Source organism: Streptomyces sp. NPDC028331 (assembly GCF_055565775.1).
Map to the genome: position 1 here is coordinate 29,203 of NZ_JBVHTR010000039.1, position 14,964 is coordinate 44,166.

Consider the following 14,964-nt stretch of genomic DNA (forward strand, 5'->3'; position numbering starts at 1 on the left):
GAGGGGGTTGTTGGGAGTACATTGTCCTTTTTTTTGTTGTTTGTCGTCGCCCCCCCCCCCCCCCCCCCCCCCCCCCCCCCCCCCCCCCCCCCCCAACCACCGGAAATCAGCCTGACGCTAGCCGACCCGCGCGGCCATCATCCGGCGTCAGCCAATCGCCCGCCAGAGATCCATCTCCCATCGCATGCCGAAAGCGTTGCGATCTGTGCGGCGTCGCGGACTCAGCTTCGCGGTACGGCGGATGTCGTCCACGAACGATCCCAGCTCGATCGCCTCCCCGTCCACCGTTACCTACGTGCTTGCGTGGGACTGTCAGGGTGCCCCGCCCGGGCGCCGCACGCCGTCAGGAACCGGGTTGTGCCTACGGTTACGCCATCGGATTGCGCTAGGGGTTGCACCTACTGTTGCGTGACCCGGAGAACTGTCTCCGTGTCCGTGCCGGTCACCACGCGGCTTCTGCGTGGTCGGACCGCTGACATCCCCGTTGCGGCCGCTTTCATCCATGTCCCTTGGCTGGAGTGAAGGAAAAGGGAGGGGCGGGATGGGCGGCGCGGCCGCGGCCGGGGATCAGGGCGCGCGCTCAGCCGGTTGCGCGTCGGCGGGGCCGCCGCGCCCATGCGCGTCAGCGCGACGACGTCAGTCGGGGGACGTCGGCGGGGGAGAGGTCGGGGCGGGCACGGTGCAGGCGTGCGGGGTGGCGCCACCGGCCGGAGGCATCGCGGGCGACGTCGACGCCAACTTCCACCACCAGCTCCGGTTCCACCAGCCTGACGTCCAGCCTCTCCCGACTGCCCCACCCGGCGGAGAACGACCAGCCCGTCCACGGATGACCGTCCTGCGGCGGGGCGAGTAGCCCGGCGACCGTGCTGCTCGCTGTCTGGGCGAGAGGGGGGCGTCCGCGCTGTCCCTGCGCGAACTAGCCCGCGAGATCGGGGTGAGCCCCGCCGCGCCGAGTCGCCACTTCAAGTCCAAGCAGGCACTGCTGGACGCCCTGGCGCTGACCGGGTTCGAGCGGCTCGCCGAGGCCATCGCAGCCTTGCAGGAAGGCGCTGGTGAGGCGTTCGCCGACCGGCTGGATGCCGCGGCCCGCGCCTATGTGGGCTTCGCCGTGGCCAACGCCGCACTGCTCGACCTGATGTTCTCGGTCAAGCACAGTCCGGAGGCGTCGGAAGCGCTGGGGGCGACCGCCCACCGGTGGTCCGATCAACTCCTGGAGCTGATCGGCGACGGGCAGCGCCGGGGCGAAGTACGCGAGGGGCCACTCGAACGGATTGCCCTGCCGATCGTCGCGGCGCTGCACGGCTACGCCGGCCTGACGGTAAGCGGCGTGCTACCGCCGGAGGCGGCTGAGCACGGCTTGGACGACATGATCGCGGTCATCCTGCGCGGCAGCGCGCCGCAGTAGGGCCGCGCAGGATGAGCAGAAAGGGGTCAACATTCAAGAACTGGCTGAGGGTCACTTTTCAGAGACTGGCGACACTGGTCGGCTTCTACCCTGGCCCGCTGCCGCCGAGGCCTGCGGATCCTGCTGGCTGCACAGGACACCCCGGGCGGCCCGGTGCCGGCCAGCCTGCTCCAGCAGATGTCGGGCAAAGACCTGGCGGCCGGCCTGCTGCGCGAGTTCCTCACCGCTCACCACTTCTTCGTGGACGACCTGCCGCAGACCATCAACGCCTGGTTCGCCCGCACCACCACCTCCCTGCCCGAACCGATGAGCAGTCAGCTCGCCTACTGGTTCACCACCGGCCTGCATGGCCGCACCGAACCACCGCGCAGCCTGGTCCGCTCCCCAGCCACCATGCGCCACCACCTGCGCGCCGCCATGCCAGTCCTCACCCGCCTCGCAGCGGCCGGCCTGGACGACCTCACCCACCTCACGGCCGCCCAACTCCGCGACCACCTGGCGGCCTCCGCCTGACGGGCAGCGACTACATCAACACCGCATCCGCCCTGCGCACCCTGTTCACCTTCCTGCACACCCACCGGATCGCACTGCGCAACCCGGCCGTGCACCTGCGCGTCGGCACCCACCACCGCAGCCTCCCGGAGCCGGCCGCTCTCGCCCCGATCCGCGAGGCGCTCAACTCACCCGACCCGGCATGTGCCGCCATCACCGCCCTGCTCGCCTTCCACGCCCTGCGCACACAGGAGATCCGCCACCTCACCCTCACCGATCTAGACCTCGACCAGGGCCGCCTGCACCTGCCGGGGCGCACCGTCCTCCTGGCGGAGCCCGTCCGGGCCCGCCTGGCCGCCTACCTCGCCCACCGCCACGAGAGGTGGCCGAACACCGCCAACCCGCACCTCTTCCTCACCCACCGCAACGCAGCGACAACCACCCCGGCCAGCCGGCCCTGGCTGTACCGTCACTACCCCTCCTCCAGCCACCTGCTGCGCGCCGACCGCATCATCGACGAAGCCCAGACGGCGGGGGACACCCGGATGATCTGCGAGCTCTTCGGTATCGGCATGCAGGCTGCCGCCCGCTACACCGGCCCCTACACGGATGCGGCTGCCGCGGCCGCCAACCAGCTGCCGACGCCCCCTTGGCTTCGTACATGAAAAAGAGCAGCGCTTCGACAGTAATTTGGGAGGCACTCCGGGCGACTCCAGGTGCCCGATGTTCGCGAGATTCGACAGCACCGCGTGCGGTGACCGCATGACAGCGTCGCGGGGTCACGAGAGCCCGGTGTCGTCCTGGATGCGGGCGTGGAGGTGTTCGTCGTGCCAGCCGTCAGCGTGGAGGAGTGCGCTGCGCATTGTTCCTTCCAAGGCGAACCCAGCCTTGGTGGCGACCCTGCAGGAGGCCGTGTTGGCCACAGAGTGCGTGATGCGCAGGCGATGAAGTCCGAGGCTTTCGAAGGCCCACTGGCTGATGGAAACAGTTGCGTTGACCACGGCTCCGCGCCCGCGGCCGGCAGGCAACAGCCAGTAGACAAACTCGCCGCTGCCGCCGCGCAGGTCCAGGTCGGCGAGGCCGATCAGCCCCACAGGCGGCTCGTCGTCCGTAGGCGCGATGGCCCAGATAGCGGCCTCCTCGCTCTGCCACCGTAGCTTCCAGCGCGCGATCTTCTCCCGGGCTGCGTCCATGGTCAGCCGACCGGGGCGGTTCCAGTGCTGGATGTCCGGGTCGAGGCACGACTGCACCAGGACCCGCGCGTCACTCTCTCGCCAGGGGCGTAGATGCATGCCGTTGGGGAGCGCAAGGGCGGGCTGCCGTGTTTGCTTCATCCGGCCAGGCGGCACCACTGGGGCTATCGGATTGATCATCAACCCATCATGCCGAGGGGGTGCTGTCCGTTCTCGTGAACATCGACATTGGCTCGGACTGGGCGCCACCGCGAGCGGTGAACATCCGCTGTCGTAACTCGTGAACAAAACCACCCCCTTGATCTCCCGCGACCGCTTCCGCCACACACGCGTGAGCAGACCCGAGGTGAACACACGAAGTCAGGAACGCCGACGACGGTTTCTCCAGCTGCCGGGTGCGCAGTCCACTCCTGCGTGCTGTTGGGCGTGCGCTGGGCAGGATGTCTTCGTACGGTTTTCAGTGCCCGGCTCAGACAGGACGGCAGGGCTTGGCGGTCCCGTGCCCGGTCGCACGTTGCATGGGACCGCCCCCCTGAGGAGTAACTGGCCGCGGCAGGGTGGGGTGCCCGTGTTCTCCGATGGCCCCGTGGCGGTCAGGCGAGCTGCCAGCGGTCAGTTCCTCCAGGGCTGCGCCCTGCTGCCCTTCGTCGTGAGCATCCCGACGCACGGCGGCCACCATCGCGCCTCCCGAAGCGCTGCGCGCTGTTGCGTGCAGAGGTCGGATGGTGCGAGCGGCGCGGTAAATCCCTGCATCTGTCGCGTGTGTGGCGTAGGGTGGTGTTACCGACGCGGGGTGGAGCAGCTCGGTAGCTCGCTGGGCTCATAACCCAGAGGTCGCAGGTTCAAATCCCGCCCCCGCTACGAGCGAAGGGTCCGGCAGTAGCCGGGCCCTTCCCCGTTTTCATCGGCTGCCGGCACCCTGGGGCTGGGTGAGGGCTCCGCAGCTATACCCATTCGACGCCCAGCTCTTGCAGCGCGTTCAGTTGCTCCGTGCTGAGCTTGTCCCGCCTCGATTTGGTGTTCGATACCCACACGCCCAGCCGCACAGACACGGGTTCCGGCTCGCCGTCAACCGCGATCTTTTCGCTGTGGCCCCTTGGTACGGGCCGGTGGGCGCCTTCCCGTTCCACCCACTGCGCGAGGGCCGTCAGGCCCCGCTGGAACGCCGCCTGGGCCTTGCCCTTCGTCGTACGAGCGGCAGCCGGAGCGGGAGAGGGCGCTTCAGCGGGCTGCACGCCCAGCTGCGATGTGTCGGCTTCGTGTCAGTGAGAGCGTGTCAGTCACCGTTGAGCGGGAGAACGTGTTCCTGCTGGTCGTCGGCCCATGGCTGGGGCTTGCCACTGACACGGCGGTGATACTTCGCGACCTCGCGGCTGTCGTGGGGCGGTACATCCCCGACTGGCTCACTGCCACGAAGACGGCACATCGCAGACGGCTGCCTCACCGAGACCGGCCTGACCATCAGGCCCGCCTGAGCAACCCCACGACATCACGAGTTCAACCTCAGGAGTCGCTCGCATGTCGCTGACCTGTGTGGACACGGTCGAGTGAGACGCATGGACTGGGTTGATCGACACAGACTCACGGTCTCGGGGTCGGAACGGGCTGGGCCGAGTGTCCCGTTCCCAAGGATCTGGTCCGCGTCTCAAGTCATCTGTTTTGCGTCTGCGCTTGTGATCTCAGGTGATCTGGCTTCGTCGACTGGCCTATTCATGACAGGTGTCTGGTAGGCGGTGATGGCGGTTGTCGTTAGCGGATGTCGTGGTCGGGGTGGGCGCGGTCGTACGCATGCCGCGCCTCAGCGATGACAGCACGGTGGGTGAGGGACCAGTCGGCAAGCGCCTTGACGAGGTGGGTCAGGCCGGCCCCGGTCTCGGTCAGACGGTAGTCGACCTGGGCCGGCACGGTCGGGTACACGGTGCGCAGCACAAGGCCGTCGCGTTCGAGCCTGCGCACGGTGAGGGTGAGCATGCGCTGGGAGATGCCGTCGATGGCGCGTTGGAGTTCGCGAAACCGGCGCGGGCCGCCTGCGAGTTCGACGATCACGAGCACCGACCACTTGTCCCCGATGCGGTCCAGGACGTCGCGGATGCCGCAGTCGGGGTGGTCCTGGCGTCCGCAGGGATCGAGGTCGGCGGGGGTGGTGGTTACCCCGGTGTGCGTGAGTGACATGAAACTGCCTTCTTGTGGCCGGTGGGCGTGTGGTCAAGGATCAAGCGTAGTTACTGATGAGAACCACGACGGAAGACTGCGATTGACATGATCTTGGTGACCGGAGCGCACGGGAACCTCGGCTCGGCCACTCTTGCGGCGCTGCGCGCCCGCGGCATCGTCGCGGCGGGCGGCAGCCGCACGCCGGACGAGGGGATGCGGCGTGTCGACTTCGATGACCGCGGGAGCCTCGACCTCGCCGGGGTGTCGACCCTGGTGCTGATCTCCGCCGGTTATGCCGAGGACGACCAGGTCGTCGCGCGGCACTCGGCGGTCCTCGACGCCGCCGTCCGGGATGGCGTCCGCCACGTCGTCTACACGAGCCTGACCACCGCCGGCGACCATCTCGGTTTCGCACTCGCGCACCGTGCGACCGAACGCCTGGTACGGGCGAGTGGATTGTCCTGGACGGTCCTGCGCAACGGTCTCTACGCCGAACTCTTCGGCGGTCTTCTGATGTGGTCGGGCAATAAGGTGGAGTCCGCGTTCGGAGAGGGCGCCCTGGCCGCGGTCGCGCGAGAGGATCTCGCCGAGGCCGCGGCGATCGTTGCGGCTGATCCGGCACAGCACAGCGGGCGCGTCTACGACATCGTCGGCACGCCGATCACGGCGGGGCAGGTGGCCGGCCGGCTCGGGATCGTGCACCGCGCCATCAGCCTGGGCGAGTACCGGCGCAGGCTCCTCGACGAGACGCCAGGGCTGCTGCCGTTCCAGCCGCCCATGCTCGCCTCGATCGCCACGGGCATCCGACATGGCTTCCTCGACCGCACCACTCCCGACCTTGCGGACCTTCTAGGACGTCCAGCCCGCGATCCACTGGCTACGGCGGTTGCAGCCGCGTCCGCCATGAGGCCAGAAGCGAGCGTCTAGCAGCGGGTGACACGCGCTCAGCACAAAATGCCCCATAAGTTGTTGGGTGGCCCGGTAGGGCCGAGGGGATCAACGGGCGCGAAGATGCCGGGGCGTCGAAACCAGGGGAGTGCAGTGAGTCTGGGAGCAGTGGCAGTAACAGGGGCGGCGGGGACCATCGGTTCCGTGGTGAGGGAGGCACTGCGACACGAGGCGGCTCGGCTGATCCTGCTCGACCGCGTACCGCTCCGCGTGCAGGCCGAGAACGAAGACGTGCACACCTTGGACCTGCGGGACGCCGCTGCCGTGGAGTCGGCCCTCGCGGGAGCCGACCGCGTGCTCCACTTGGGCGGCGTGCCCGACGAGGCTCCTCTCCCGGAGCTGCTCGAAGACAATGTGCTGGGCACGCACCATGTGTTGGAGGCGGCGCGACGCACGGGGATCGAGCGGGTGGTGCTGGCGAGCAGCAACCGTGTGACCGGCTTCTACCCGGCCGGACATCTCACCGGCCCACAGGAGCCGGCACGCCCTGACGGCCTTTACGGGGTGAGCAAGGTGGCCGTCGAGGCCCTCGGGCAGTTGTACGCCGACAAGTTCGGTCTGTCGGTGATCTGCCTGCGCATCGGCAGCTTCGAGCCCACGCCCACCGAACCCCGGCACCTGGCGACCTGGCTGAGCCCGCGCGACGCCGTCGGCTACATCCGGGCCGCGCTGGCCGCGCCGTCCTCCACCCGCTTCGCCACGGCGTACGCCGTCTCCGCCAACACCCGCCGCTTCTGGAAACTCCCCGACGTGACGGAACTGGCCTACGTGCCCGTCGACAACGCCGAAGTCCACGCTGCGGACATCCCTGGGGACCTTTCAGGCGACCCGACCGCAGCCCAGTCCGGCCCCTACGCCGAGCCCGAGTTCACCATCAAGCACCTTCAGCCCTGATGCCACAACCGCCATTCACCCCGCCCGGGACCACATCATCAGGCCGCGCTGTGCCGACTCCGTCGTATCGACGAGGGGCGGACCGACGGAACCACCACGCAGAGGTGGGAGCGCAGGTCAGCGGGCGGGAGGTGGTTGGCGTGTGCCAGGCGTCCGATGTAGGAGTCGACGGCGTCGTCGTCGGCCGGGCGAACGTAGATCGGCAGGCGGGGAGGAGGGATATCGATCATCGCTGCCTGGTCGGCTTTCGAGCGGAACGAACGGATTCCGCGGCGCGATCCAGGGGGATGGCGTCGAGGCCTTCCGTGGTGACGCGCTCGCTGCCTTTAAGGATCGCGTCGATCGCGGCGCCCCGGATGGCGTGGGACAGGGCTCCGATCATCCCGTCGGCGCGGTTGTGCAGGTAGCGGTTGGCCGACACCTGATGCCCTGCCGCCGTCAGCTCCGCAGCCTTGGCCCGCTCGCACTGGGCCAGCGAGTGCCGTGTCGGGTCGAACTCCGGCCGCGGTTTGGTCCCTTCCGGAGCATCCGGCGGCAGACCGTACAGGACCTCCAGGATGTGCCTCTCCCGCGATGCCAGCCTCGGCCCCTCATGCTGCGCTGGCACAGGGGCCGTGTAGCCAGGCGCGCCCGCATTCAGAGACTTGCTTGACGGTGCTGCTGGAAGAGGGCCAGGGCAGCGATCGACGAAGCGTCCTTCAACCGGCCTTGGGAGATCAGTTGCCACATCTCTGCCTCTGAGAACCAGCGGGTGATGAGGCCGGCCTCTTCCACGTCGAGGCGGGGCTCCCCAACAGTGAGGTCCGTGGCGAGGAATATGTGGAATCCCTGGTCGCAGTAGCCGTAAGCGCCGAACAGGTGACCCAGCGGCGTCATCGTGGCAGCGGTCAGCCCTGTCTCCTCGGCAAGTTCACCCCGGGCAAGGGCGATCGGATCCGCATCCGGCGTGTTCTCCCAGGACCCTTGAGGGAATTCCCAATAGCGGCCTTTGACGGGATACCGGTACTGCTCGACAAGATGGAAACCACCATCCGCATAGGGAATGACAAGCGCGAAGTCGGGCTTGTGGACCACACCGAACAGACCCTCGACACCGTCGTGCCGGAGGGTCTTGTCCTCTCGAACGGTCATCCAGCGGTTCTGATAGACCACGGCCGTGCTGGTGACCGTCAGCTCATGTTCAGGCAGCGAAGGCAACATGCCATGACCATAACGGTGGTTCGCGGACGATGGGTTTGGATGGAACGCCCGACCCGACTCACCGCGCCCGCAGGATCGCCGCCGACTCCTCGTCCAGGGGCAGGAAAGCTTCCAGATGCAGCTCCGCCACCGTGACGTCGACGGCGGTGGCGAACGTGGTCCGGGTGGTCAGCAGCCGCAGCTCGCCCTCGGAGCAGCGAAGTCTGAGCGGAACGGCGAATCCCAGGTGGTCCTGGGCGGGTTGGACGCGCGGGAGGTAGCCGGTCAACTCATCGGCGAGTGCGGCCAGTCGGGCATCCTGATGCTGGCGGGCACGGGCACGCTGGTTCTCGATGATGTGGCGGCCCCATTCGGCGAGGTTGATGACGCGGCGGGCCATGCCGTCCGGGTGCAGGGCCAGCCGGAAGACGTTCAGCGGCGGTTCGAGCAGATCCGGTGCAGCGCCTTCGGTGAGCACGTCGAACGCCCGGTTGGCGGCCACGAGTTCACCGTGCGGACGGGCCACCAGAGCGGGGTACGGCAGGTGGCCGTCCAGAATGCGCCGCAGGGCCTCGTGCACCGGCCGGAGCAGCGGTGCGTCCAGCGCGGACTCCGGGTACTGCGCGGCGAAGCCGGCCGCGAGCAGCAGGGTGTTGCGTTCGCGCAGTGTGAGACCGAGGGATGCGGCCAGGCGCAGCACGATGGCCCGCCCCGGCTGGGAGCGGCCGCGTTCGATGAAGCTCAGGTACCGCTGCGTGGTCCCCGCCAGGTGGGCCAGTTCCAGCTGGCTGAGACCGCGCAGGGTTCGCCACCGCCGCACCTGGGCGGGAAAGTCTGCGGGGTCGACTGTTGCGGGGGCCGATTCGCTCACCAGAGCGTTGTAACGCAGCGGCACGCCGTGTGGCCATTCCCGGCAGGGAATTGAGCGGTGGCTCTCGACGCCCGACGATCCATCAGACAACCGTCACTGGAGATCGGATCAGCCATGCGCTCGTACCACCTGCGGACACCGGGCAGTCTCGACGGAATCGTGCTGCGTGAACGGGGGACCCCCACGCCCGGCCCGGGCGAGATCTTGATACGGGTCCGCGCTGCCGCCTTCAACAAGCGTGACGCGCTCATCATGCACGGCCGCTACCCGCTGCCCGCCCGCCCGGACGTGATCCCGCTCAGCGACGGCGCGGGTGAGGTCGTCGCGCTGGGTGAGCGGGTCACCCGGTTTCGGGTCGGTGACCGGGTGGTGGGCAGCTACTGGCCGCGCTGGCACGGCGGCCGGCTCAGCACGGACCTGTACGACCAGCTCGGAAACACCTTGGACGGGATGCTCACCGAGTATGCCGTGCTCGACCAGGAGTGGGCGGTCCGCGTGCCCGACTCGCTCGACTGGACGGAGGCGGCCACCTTGCCCTGCGCCGCCGTGACTGCCTGGACCTCGCTCACTGGCGGACAGGGGCTGCTGCCGGGCCGCACGGTGCTCACCTTGGGCAGCGGAGGCGTCTCGCTGTTCGCCCTCCAGCTCGCCAAGGCAGCCGGCTGCCAGGTCATCTGCACTACGTCCAGCGATGCCAAGGCCGAGCGGCTGAAGACGCTGGGGGCCGACCACGTCATCAACTACACGAGCACGCCGGAGTGGAGCGCGGCTGTGCGCCAACTCACCGGCGGCGAGGGCGCGGACCTAGTCCTCGACACCATGGGCCCCGCCACCATCGAGCAGTCGATGCGGTCGTCGGCGCTGTACGGCGAGGTGGTGATGCTGGGTGGCGGCGCCACCGAGCCCTGCCTGCAGATCGATACCGCCACCTACGCCCGCACCATGACCACCATCCGGCGGGTTTTCGTCGGCAGCCGCGCGGACCTGGCTGACCTGGTCCGCGCCGTCGACGTGAACGCGATCCGCCCGGTGATCGACCAGGTCTTCCCGTTTGCCGAGGCCCGTGACGCCTTCGTCTACTACCTTTCCGGGCAGGCGTTCGGCAAGGTCGTGGTCGGTATCGACTGAGCCGGGCACCCGCGTGTGCTCCACCGCCGCCCGCGCCGCGAACGCGGGATGGGCGTGAGCTGCTCTACCAGGTGCGCGCAGCACAGCCGAAGCAACTCCCCGTACAGGTCGCGGGCGTGTTCCGCCAGGTCCGCCACGGGCCGCCGTAGCTCGCCGGCCAGGCGCCCGGGATCGAGGTCCGCGGCGAACAACCGGTCCGCGTCGATCGGGCCCGCGGCAGCGAACGTGTCCTGGACCGCTGCCACCGCGGCCAGCCGCTCGTGCTCCGGCACCGAAGCGTACGCGGCCGCGATGCGCTCGCCGACGACCCGCGCCAGCTCCTCCAGCCCCGCCGGCTTGGGTAGCGGTCGTACCGGATCCGCCACCAGACCCGCCCCTGGCTTCGGCGTCAGCACTGACTTGGCACCGTCTGGGCCACCGTGGACGCCAGCCGGACGACCACCGCTTCGAGCCGCCGTGTATTCCCCGACCTCCCCGTAGTCCGCGGACGGCATCGTAGGCGGATGACCGGCCACCACAGGGTGAGATCGCCAAGAAGAGCCGGATGGCCCCGTCAACCGGGTAGCCTCACAGACATCCGAACCCTTTGCGCTACGCCCATTCGATGCCGAGTTTCCGTAGTGCGTCTAGCTGTTCGGGGGCGAGCCGGTCCCGCCTCGATTTGTTGTTCGATACCCATACGCCGAGCTTGTGGTGGTGCTCCTGGCCGTCGATGACGACGCGTTCGACGTGTCCCCTCGGCACTGCCTTCTGGAGGCCTTCGCGTTGGATCCACTGGGTGAGGGCCGCCAGACCGCGCTGGAAGGCTGATCCTTTCCCGCCGCCCTTGGCCGTCGGGGCCGGGGTGGGCCGCTCGGCGGGTGTTACACCCAGCCTCGCGAGCCGCTGCTGTTGCTCTTCGGACAGTTCCGCCCAGCTTTGACGTTGCCGCTGGAGCCATTTGCCGAGGTCGTCGCCTTCGAACTGCACCCCGGGCTGGATGTCGGGAAGGCTGCCGTCGGCGGCGAGGTCGGTGAGGATGCGGTAGTGGCGTTGCCAGTCCAGCGGCCAGGGGCAGTTCCAGTCCGGGTCGATCTCGGCGAGCTGCGCGGCCCGCCTCGTCGCACGCTCCGGGTCCTTGCCGAGGCCGCCTTTCCGGCGAAGGTTGGCCATGTGCTGCCCGATGGGTACCAGTGTCCCGTCGGCCGGATCCTCCCAGATGGCGTCTTGGCGGGGGGCGAGGTGGCCGTGGGCGCGCCGGTAGGAGCGGAGCGCGGCGAGCTTGGTCTCCCAGGCTTCTTCGCCAGGTTCCCAGACCATCCCGGCTTCTGGTGCGTCCAGCAGTTCTTTGCGGTGGGGGTCGAGTTGTGCGGCCCGCAGTGCTTTCCGCTGTTGGTGGACCCATCGCCCAAGTGGAAAGGATTTCGTTGCCCCGACTTCGACCTCGACGTCGTAGGGAATGGCGTAAAGGCCGGTGATCTCGTTTTCCTTCCGCCAGCGGAGCAGGGCTTGGTAGCCCTGCAGCCAGACCAGGGACTCGGGCCGGTAGACGCGGGTGCGGAGGAAGGCTGCGATGGTGGCGGCGTCGCGCGGGCTGGAGAAGTGGAGCAGCGCGGACTCGGCAGCGGCCTGGGTGTCGCCGTGCTCCTGGTCCTCGCCGTCGGCCCCGATGATCCGCCCGTCTTCGTCGCGCAGGATGTGCACCTTGCGCTTGCCGCTGGTGTGGGCGCGGGAGGCGAGCTGTTCCACGAGTCGTTCATCGTGGCTGCGGAGGCCTTGGAGGACGGCTACGAGGGGGCGGAAGGAGGCGGAGGCGATCATGTCGGTCGGGTCCTCGTCGGGCTCCAGGAACACGGGCACGATGATCCGCGCGACCTTCGTGGTGCCGTCCCGGTTGAGACGGAGCGCCCGGCCGATGTTCTGCACGATCTCGACCTGGGAGCCGCGGGTGTCGGCGAAGCAGACGGCCTCGACTCCTCGTTCTCCGGTGATGTCGACGCCTTCCCCAAGGACGCGGCAGCTGGCGAGGAATGCGCGGTGGACCCGGCGGCCGGCGGCGTCGATGCCGTTCGCGAACTGGCGCAGCACCTCGCGCCGCTCAGACACGAGATGGTCGCCGCACAGCCACGCCGACCACACGCGGTCCGGCGGGACGTGGCGTCCGGCCTCCAGCTCGTAGAACTCCGCGTCGATCGACGACTTCGGCAGCCGGTTCGCGGCCGTCAGGTCCTCGTCGGAGGCGTCGTTGGCATACAGCGCCGCGGCCGTCTGCGGCAGTTTCTCCGCGAACGCCATGGCCTCCTCCACCCTTTGGTGGAACGTCATGACCGTACGGAGGTTGTACGCCGCGGCGTGCTCCAGTAGCGCGGTTTGCAGGAGCGCCAGGCGCCGGCCCCGCTGCGCCTCCTCGGACTCCCCGAGGACGGGGGAGGGGTCGTGGATCTCCAGCACGTCGATCTCGAAGCCTGCGAGGATGCCCCGCTCGATCGCCTCCGAGAGCCCGAGCTCGGCCAGCCACGGCCCGTAGGTCTGCGAGTCCTGGCCCATCGATGCCAGCTCCAGCTCCTGGCCCTCCGCGCCCCTCTGCGGCCGGGGTGAGGCCAGGATGCGCGGGGTGGCGGTGAGGTAGAGCCGGAAGTCGGCGGGGATGCGGGCGTTGTCGTGGATGGCCGCCCACGGCCTGCCGAGATCACCTGCGGTTGAGTGCGCCTCGTCCACGATCGCGAGGTCGAAGCCTGCCATCTGCTGGCCGTAGAGCCGCTCCCCGCCCGCCAGAGCGGCCTCCAGCGGCCCACGGACGTTCCCCTGACCGAACGGGTCCTCTGGGTCCTCGCGGTCCACGAGGGAGGCGTATGTGGCGAACACGACCACCGGCCCGGACCTGGCCCATAGTGCGAGCTGGATCGGGTTGGTGGTGGTGCGTACCCCCAGCTCGTTCAGGACCGGGTCGTTCTCCAGCGAGCACACCGCGACCATCGGGGAGCGATGTCCCACCAGGCGCCATGCCTGGGCGGTCTGCACGAGCAGGTCCAGGGTCGGCACGGTGACGAGGACCCGGCCGCTGGGGAAGCACTCCAGCGCACACGCGGCGGCGGTGATGGTCTTGCCCGATCCGGTCGCGGAGACGATCGTGCCCCTCACACCCTCCGGCGGCACAGACGATCTTGCAGGGAATCCGACCCATTTCCGGAACCGGGATTTCTGTTCCACCTGGTGTTCTCGGAGCTGGATCAAAAGAGTTCTCCCGGCTCGGGAAGGACCTGTTTGACAGAAGCGATGCGGTGTCCGCCGCGTTGGTAGAGGCCGCCGTCTTTTCCGTGGATGGCCCAGGCCCGCTCGGCCGCTGCATCGGCTGACGGCGCCATCAGGTGGACGACGGGAGCCGGTGCGTCCGGGCCGGAGCAGCCGGCGGTGGGCCAGGCACCGACCTGGTAGACGCGATACCGACAGATTTGCGGACCCGTGACACCGGACTGCTCGGCCTCGGCCACGTCTGTCATAAGCCGCTGCAGACGCTGCTCTTCGTAGCGGATGGCACGCGAGTCGCGGGACGGCACATACGAGGCCATCCGCTCCTTCTCCATGAGCTGGGCGATCCGTTCCCACTGCAGCCGCCGCAGCTCCGCGATGAACAGCTCACTCAAGTGATGCATTTCCACCGGGAGCAGCCGCGCCCGCCCGGCACGCTCCTGCGCAAGGCCTACCTGCGTCGCCACCCGACGGTGATCGAGTCCGGCAGCTTTTGCGACCACCCCGAGCCGGGCAAGGTCATGCGGAAGATACTCATAGATCGACACGCAAACCGCTCCCCACCGGGTGTCCCTGAATTATGCCAATGCTACATGCTGCATCACATCGAGATGCAGGCGTGCGAGACTCTCCCGGAAAGCCTCCTGCACAAGATTCCTTCCGCCCTGATGGTCGTGGCGCATCGGGGTACACGGCCCCGCATGGCACCGAAGATTGAACGCACCCAGTTCCTGCGGGCCGTGCGGCAGCTGCACCGCGTCCGTTCCTTCTACGCCGTGGGTGTCCTGCTGTGGGCGGGCTCTGCGGCCTGGACCGGCTGGCAGGCACCCGGGAGCCGGCAGATGTGGGTGTCCGTCCTCCTCCTGGCCGTCTTCACCGGTCTCCTCGCCACCGCCAGCCTGTCCCTGCGGCGTCTCGCGGTCCCCCCGACAGGCCGGCCCGCGCATCACGCCGCCTCGCACAAGGCGGCACGTACCCGCCACGCCCACGCCTGAGGACCCATCAGAGGCGCCGCCCATGTCTGTGGGGGCGGTGGCCGGGCATACGGGTTTCACTTCCCATCGAGAGGGGCTCGTCATGCTCGGCATAGTCGCGGCAGTGTTGTTCTTCATCGCGTTCCTCATCAACGCGGCCGAGATCAGCACCAATCACACGTTCTCGTCAGTCAACGTCATGCTCCTGGGGCTGACCGCACTGGCCCTGCACGTTGCGGGAATCGGGAGCACTTGGTCCCGTAGACGCTGACCCGGCGTCAAGCCCCCAGAAGTCCGCAGAGGCCAGCCGGGGAGACCGCCACCACCCACCCTTGCTGCTGCTCGGGCCGCAGGCCCGTTGGCCCGCCCCGCGCAGCGGGGTGGGCCTTCGTGGCGCGAAGCGCCACCCGGTGACCGGAGCGCAGCGCAGGGCACCGCGTGGGGGACTCGCCCCCCCCACCCCACAGGCGCAACAGAAAGGCACCCAACCGCCCCTCG

At 68.8% G+C, this 14,964-nt stretch carries 15 protein-coding genes, 1 tRNA gene and 2 pseudogenes; 9 read left to right on the forward strand and 9 right to left on the reverse strand.

All coding sequences use genetic code 11. The annotated features are described in order from the left end of the window. Positions 1-862 precede the first annotated feature (862 nt). The 3 genes and pseudogenes from ACZ4SW_RS35645 to ACZ4SW_RS35655 all read left to right on the forward strand — a co-directional run. Positions 863-1,405 (forward strand): annotated as a pseudogene (locus tag ACZ4SW_RS35645) (TetR/AcrR family transcriptional regulator); the annotation flags it as partial. Positions 1,406-1,582: 177 nt separating this feature from the next. Further along, positions 1,583-1,918 carry a hypothetical protein gene (locus ACZ4SW_RS35650; protein WP_468253228.1) on the forward strand — a complete coding sequence of 112 codons (336 nt, stop codon included), beginning with the start codon at positions 1,583-1,585 and terminating at the stop codon, positions 1,916-1,918. Positions 1,919-2,007: 89 nt separating this feature from the next. After that, the gene (locus ACZ4SW_RS35655) at positions 2,008-2,562 is read left to right on the forward strand and encodes a site-specific integrase (protein ID WP_468253229.1); all 555 of its coding nucleotides are present in this window, start codon (positions 2,008-2,010) and stop codon (positions 2,560-2,562) included. 114 nt (positions 2,563-2,676) lie between these two features. On the opposite strand, the gene ACZ4SW_RS35660 is transcribed toward ACZ4SW_RS35655, so the two are convergent. Next, positions 2,677-3,270 (reverse strand): GNAT family N-acetyltransferase, encoded by a 594-nt coding sequence (locus ACZ4SW_RS35660; RefSeq protein ID WP_468253230.1) that lies wholly within the window; start codon positions 3,268-3,270, stop codon positions 2,677-2,679. 607 nt (positions 3,271-3,877) lie between these two features. On the opposite strand from ACZ4SW_RS35660, the gene ACZ4SW_RS35665 reads away from it, so the two are divergent. Beyond that, positions 3,878-3,951 (forward strand) — tRNA-Met (locus ACZ4SW_RS35665). A gap of 83 nt (positions 3,952-4,034) precedes the next feature. On the opposite strand, the pseudogene ACZ4SW_RS35670 reads toward ACZ4SW_RS35665, so the two are convergent. Both ACZ4SW_RS35670 and ACZ4SW_RS35675 read right to left on the reverse strand, forming a co-directional pair. After that, positions 4,035-4,337, reverse strand: a pseudogene (locus tag ACZ4SW_RS35670) (helicase associated domain-containing protein); the annotation flags it as partial. A 502-nt stretch (positions 4,338-4,839) separates the two neighbouring features. Beyond that, positions 4,840-5,262, reverse strand: a complete 423-nt coding sequence (locus ACZ4SW_RS35675) for a winged helix-turn-helix transcriptional regulator (protein ID WP_468253231.1) — start codon at positions 5,260-5,262, stop codon at positions 4,840-4,842. A gap of 87 nt (positions 5,263-5,349) precedes the next feature. On the opposite strand from ACZ4SW_RS35675, the gene ACZ4SW_RS35680 reads away from it, so the two are divergent. Then, positions 5,350-6,171 carry an NAD(P)H-binding protein gene (locus ACZ4SW_RS35680; RefSeq protein WP_468253232.1) on the forward strand — a complete coding sequence of 274 codons (822 nt, stop codon included), beginning with the start codon at positions 5,350-5,352 and terminating at the stop codon, positions 6,169-6,171. A gap of 114 nt (positions 6,172-6,285) precedes the next feature. Then, entirely contained in the window at positions 6,286-7,086 is an 801-nt protein-coding gene (locus tag ACZ4SW_RS35685; RefSeq protein ID WP_468253233.1) for an NAD-dependent epimerase/dehydratase family protein, read from the forward strand. A gap of 226 nt (positions 7,087-7,312) precedes the next feature. Here the strand turns inward: ACZ4SW_RS35685 and ACZ4SW_RS35690 are convergent, their stop codons facing one another. The 3 genes from ACZ4SW_RS35690 to ACZ4SW_RS35700 are packed head-to-tail and all read right to left on the reverse strand — an operon-like array spanning position 7,313 to position 9,139. Continuing rightward, positions 7,313-7,693, reverse strand: coding sequence for a hypothetical protein (locus ACZ4SW_RS35690; RefSeq protein ID WP_468253234.1), 381 nt, complete (start codon positions 7,691-7,693; stop codon positions 7,313-7,315). Between the two features lie 29 nt (positions 7,694-7,722). After that, the gene (locus ACZ4SW_RS35695; protein WP_468253235.1) at positions 7,723-8,286 is read right to left on the reverse strand and encodes an NUDIX domain-containing protein; all 564 of its coding nucleotides are present in this window, start codon (positions 8,284-8,286) and stop codon (positions 7,723-7,725) included. A gap of 58 nt (positions 8,287-8,344) precedes the next feature. After that, positions 8,345-9,139: a helix-turn-helix domain-containing protein gene (locus tag ACZ4SW_RS35700; RefSeq protein WP_468253243.1), complete on the reverse strand. Its 795-nt coding sequence runs from the start codon at positions 9,137-9,139 to the stop codon at positions 8,345-8,347. A gap of 111 nt (positions 9,140-9,250) precedes the next feature. Between ACZ4SW_RS35700 and ACZ4SW_RS35705 the strand changes: the two genes are divergently transcribed. After that, on the forward strand, positions 9,251-10,264 hold the full coding sequence (locus tag ACZ4SW_RS35705) for a zinc-dependent alcohol dehydrogenase family protein (RefSeq protein ID WP_468253237.1): 1,014 nt from the start codon (positions 9,251-9,253) through the stop codon (positions 10,262-10,264). On the opposite strand, the gene ACZ4SW_RS35710 is transcribed toward ACZ4SW_RS35705, so the two are convergent. The 3 genes from ACZ4SW_RS35710 to ACZ4SW_RS35720 all read right to left on the reverse strand — a co-directional run bounded on the left by ACZ4SW_RS35710 (position 10,216) and on the right by ACZ4SW_RS35720 (position 14,040). Beyond that, positions 10,216-10,659, reverse strand: coding sequence for an NACHT N-terminal Helical domain 1-containing protein (locus ACZ4SW_RS35710; protein ID WP_468253238.1), 444 nt, complete (start codon positions 10,657-10,659; stop codon positions 10,216-10,218). The genes ACZ4SW_RS35705 and ACZ4SW_RS35710 overlap by 49 nt on opposite strands. Before the next feature lie 196 nt (positions 10,660-10,855). Then, positions 10,856-13,477, reverse strand: a complete 2,622-nt coding sequence (locus tag ACZ4SW_RS35715) for a helicase associated domain-containing protein (protein WP_468253239.1) — start codon at positions 13,475-13,477, stop codon at positions 10,856-10,858. Then, complete coding sequence (locus ACZ4SW_RS35720; RefSeq protein WP_468253240.1) at positions 13,474-14,040, reverse strand: hypothetical protein; 567 nt, start codon at positions 14,038-14,040, stop codon at positions 13,474-13,476. Before ACZ4SW_RS35720 ends, ACZ4SW_RS35715 begins: the two co-directional genes overlap by 4 nt. Before the next feature lie 153 nt (positions 14,041-14,193). Here ACZ4SW_RS35720 and ACZ4SW_RS35725 point away from each other — a divergent pair, with 153 nt between their 5' ends. Together ACZ4SW_RS35725 and ACZ4SW_RS35730 are read left to right on the forward strand one after the other, a co-directional pair. Beyond that, positions 14,194-14,487, forward strand: coding sequence for a hypothetical protein (locus tag ACZ4SW_RS35725; RefSeq protein WP_468253241.1), 294 nt, complete (start codon positions 14,194-14,196; stop codon positions 14,485-14,487). A gap of 82 nt (positions 14,488-14,569) precedes the next feature. Continuing rightward, on the forward strand, positions 14,570-14,737 hold the full coding sequence (locus ACZ4SW_RS35730) for a hypothetical protein (RefSeq protein ID WP_165939570.1): 168 nt from the start codon (positions 14,570-14,572) through the stop codon (positions 14,735-14,737). Positions 14,738-14,964 lie beyond the last annotated feature (227 nt).

Coding starts and splice junctions, on each gene's coding strand:
- ACZ4SW_RS35730 (WP_165939570.1), top strand. CDS start 14,570: ATGCTCGGCATAGTCGCGGCAGTGTTGTTCTTCATCGCGTTCCTCATC.
- ACZ4SW_RS35650 (WP_468253228.1), top strand. CDS start 1,583: ATGTCGGGCAAAGACCTGGCGGCCGGCCTGCTGCGCGAGTTCCTCACC.
- ACZ4SW_RS35660 (WP_468253230.1), bottom strand. CDS start 3,270: ATGATCAATCCGATAGCCCCAGTGGTGCCGCCTGGCCGGATGAAGCAA.
- ACZ4SW_RS35675 (WP_468253231.1), bottom strand. CDS start 5,262: ATGTCACTCACGCACACCGGGGTAACCACCACCCCCGCCGACCTCGAT.
- ACZ4SW_RS35725 (WP_468253241.1), top strand. CDS start 14,194: ATGGCACCGAAGATTGAACGCACCCAGTTCCTGCGGGCCGTGCGGCAG.
- ACZ4SW_RS35680 (WP_468253232.1), top strand. CDS start 5,350: ATGATCTTGGTGACCGGAGCGCACGGGAACCTCGGCTCGGCCACTCTT.
- ACZ4SW_RS35695 (WP_468253235.1), bottom strand. CDS start 8,286: ATGTTGCCTTCGCTGCCTGAACATGAGCTGACGGTCACCAGCACGGCC.
- ACZ4SW_RS35705 (WP_468253237.1), top strand. CDS start 9,251: ATGCGCTCGTACCACCTGCGGACACCGGGCAGTCTCGACGGAATCGTG.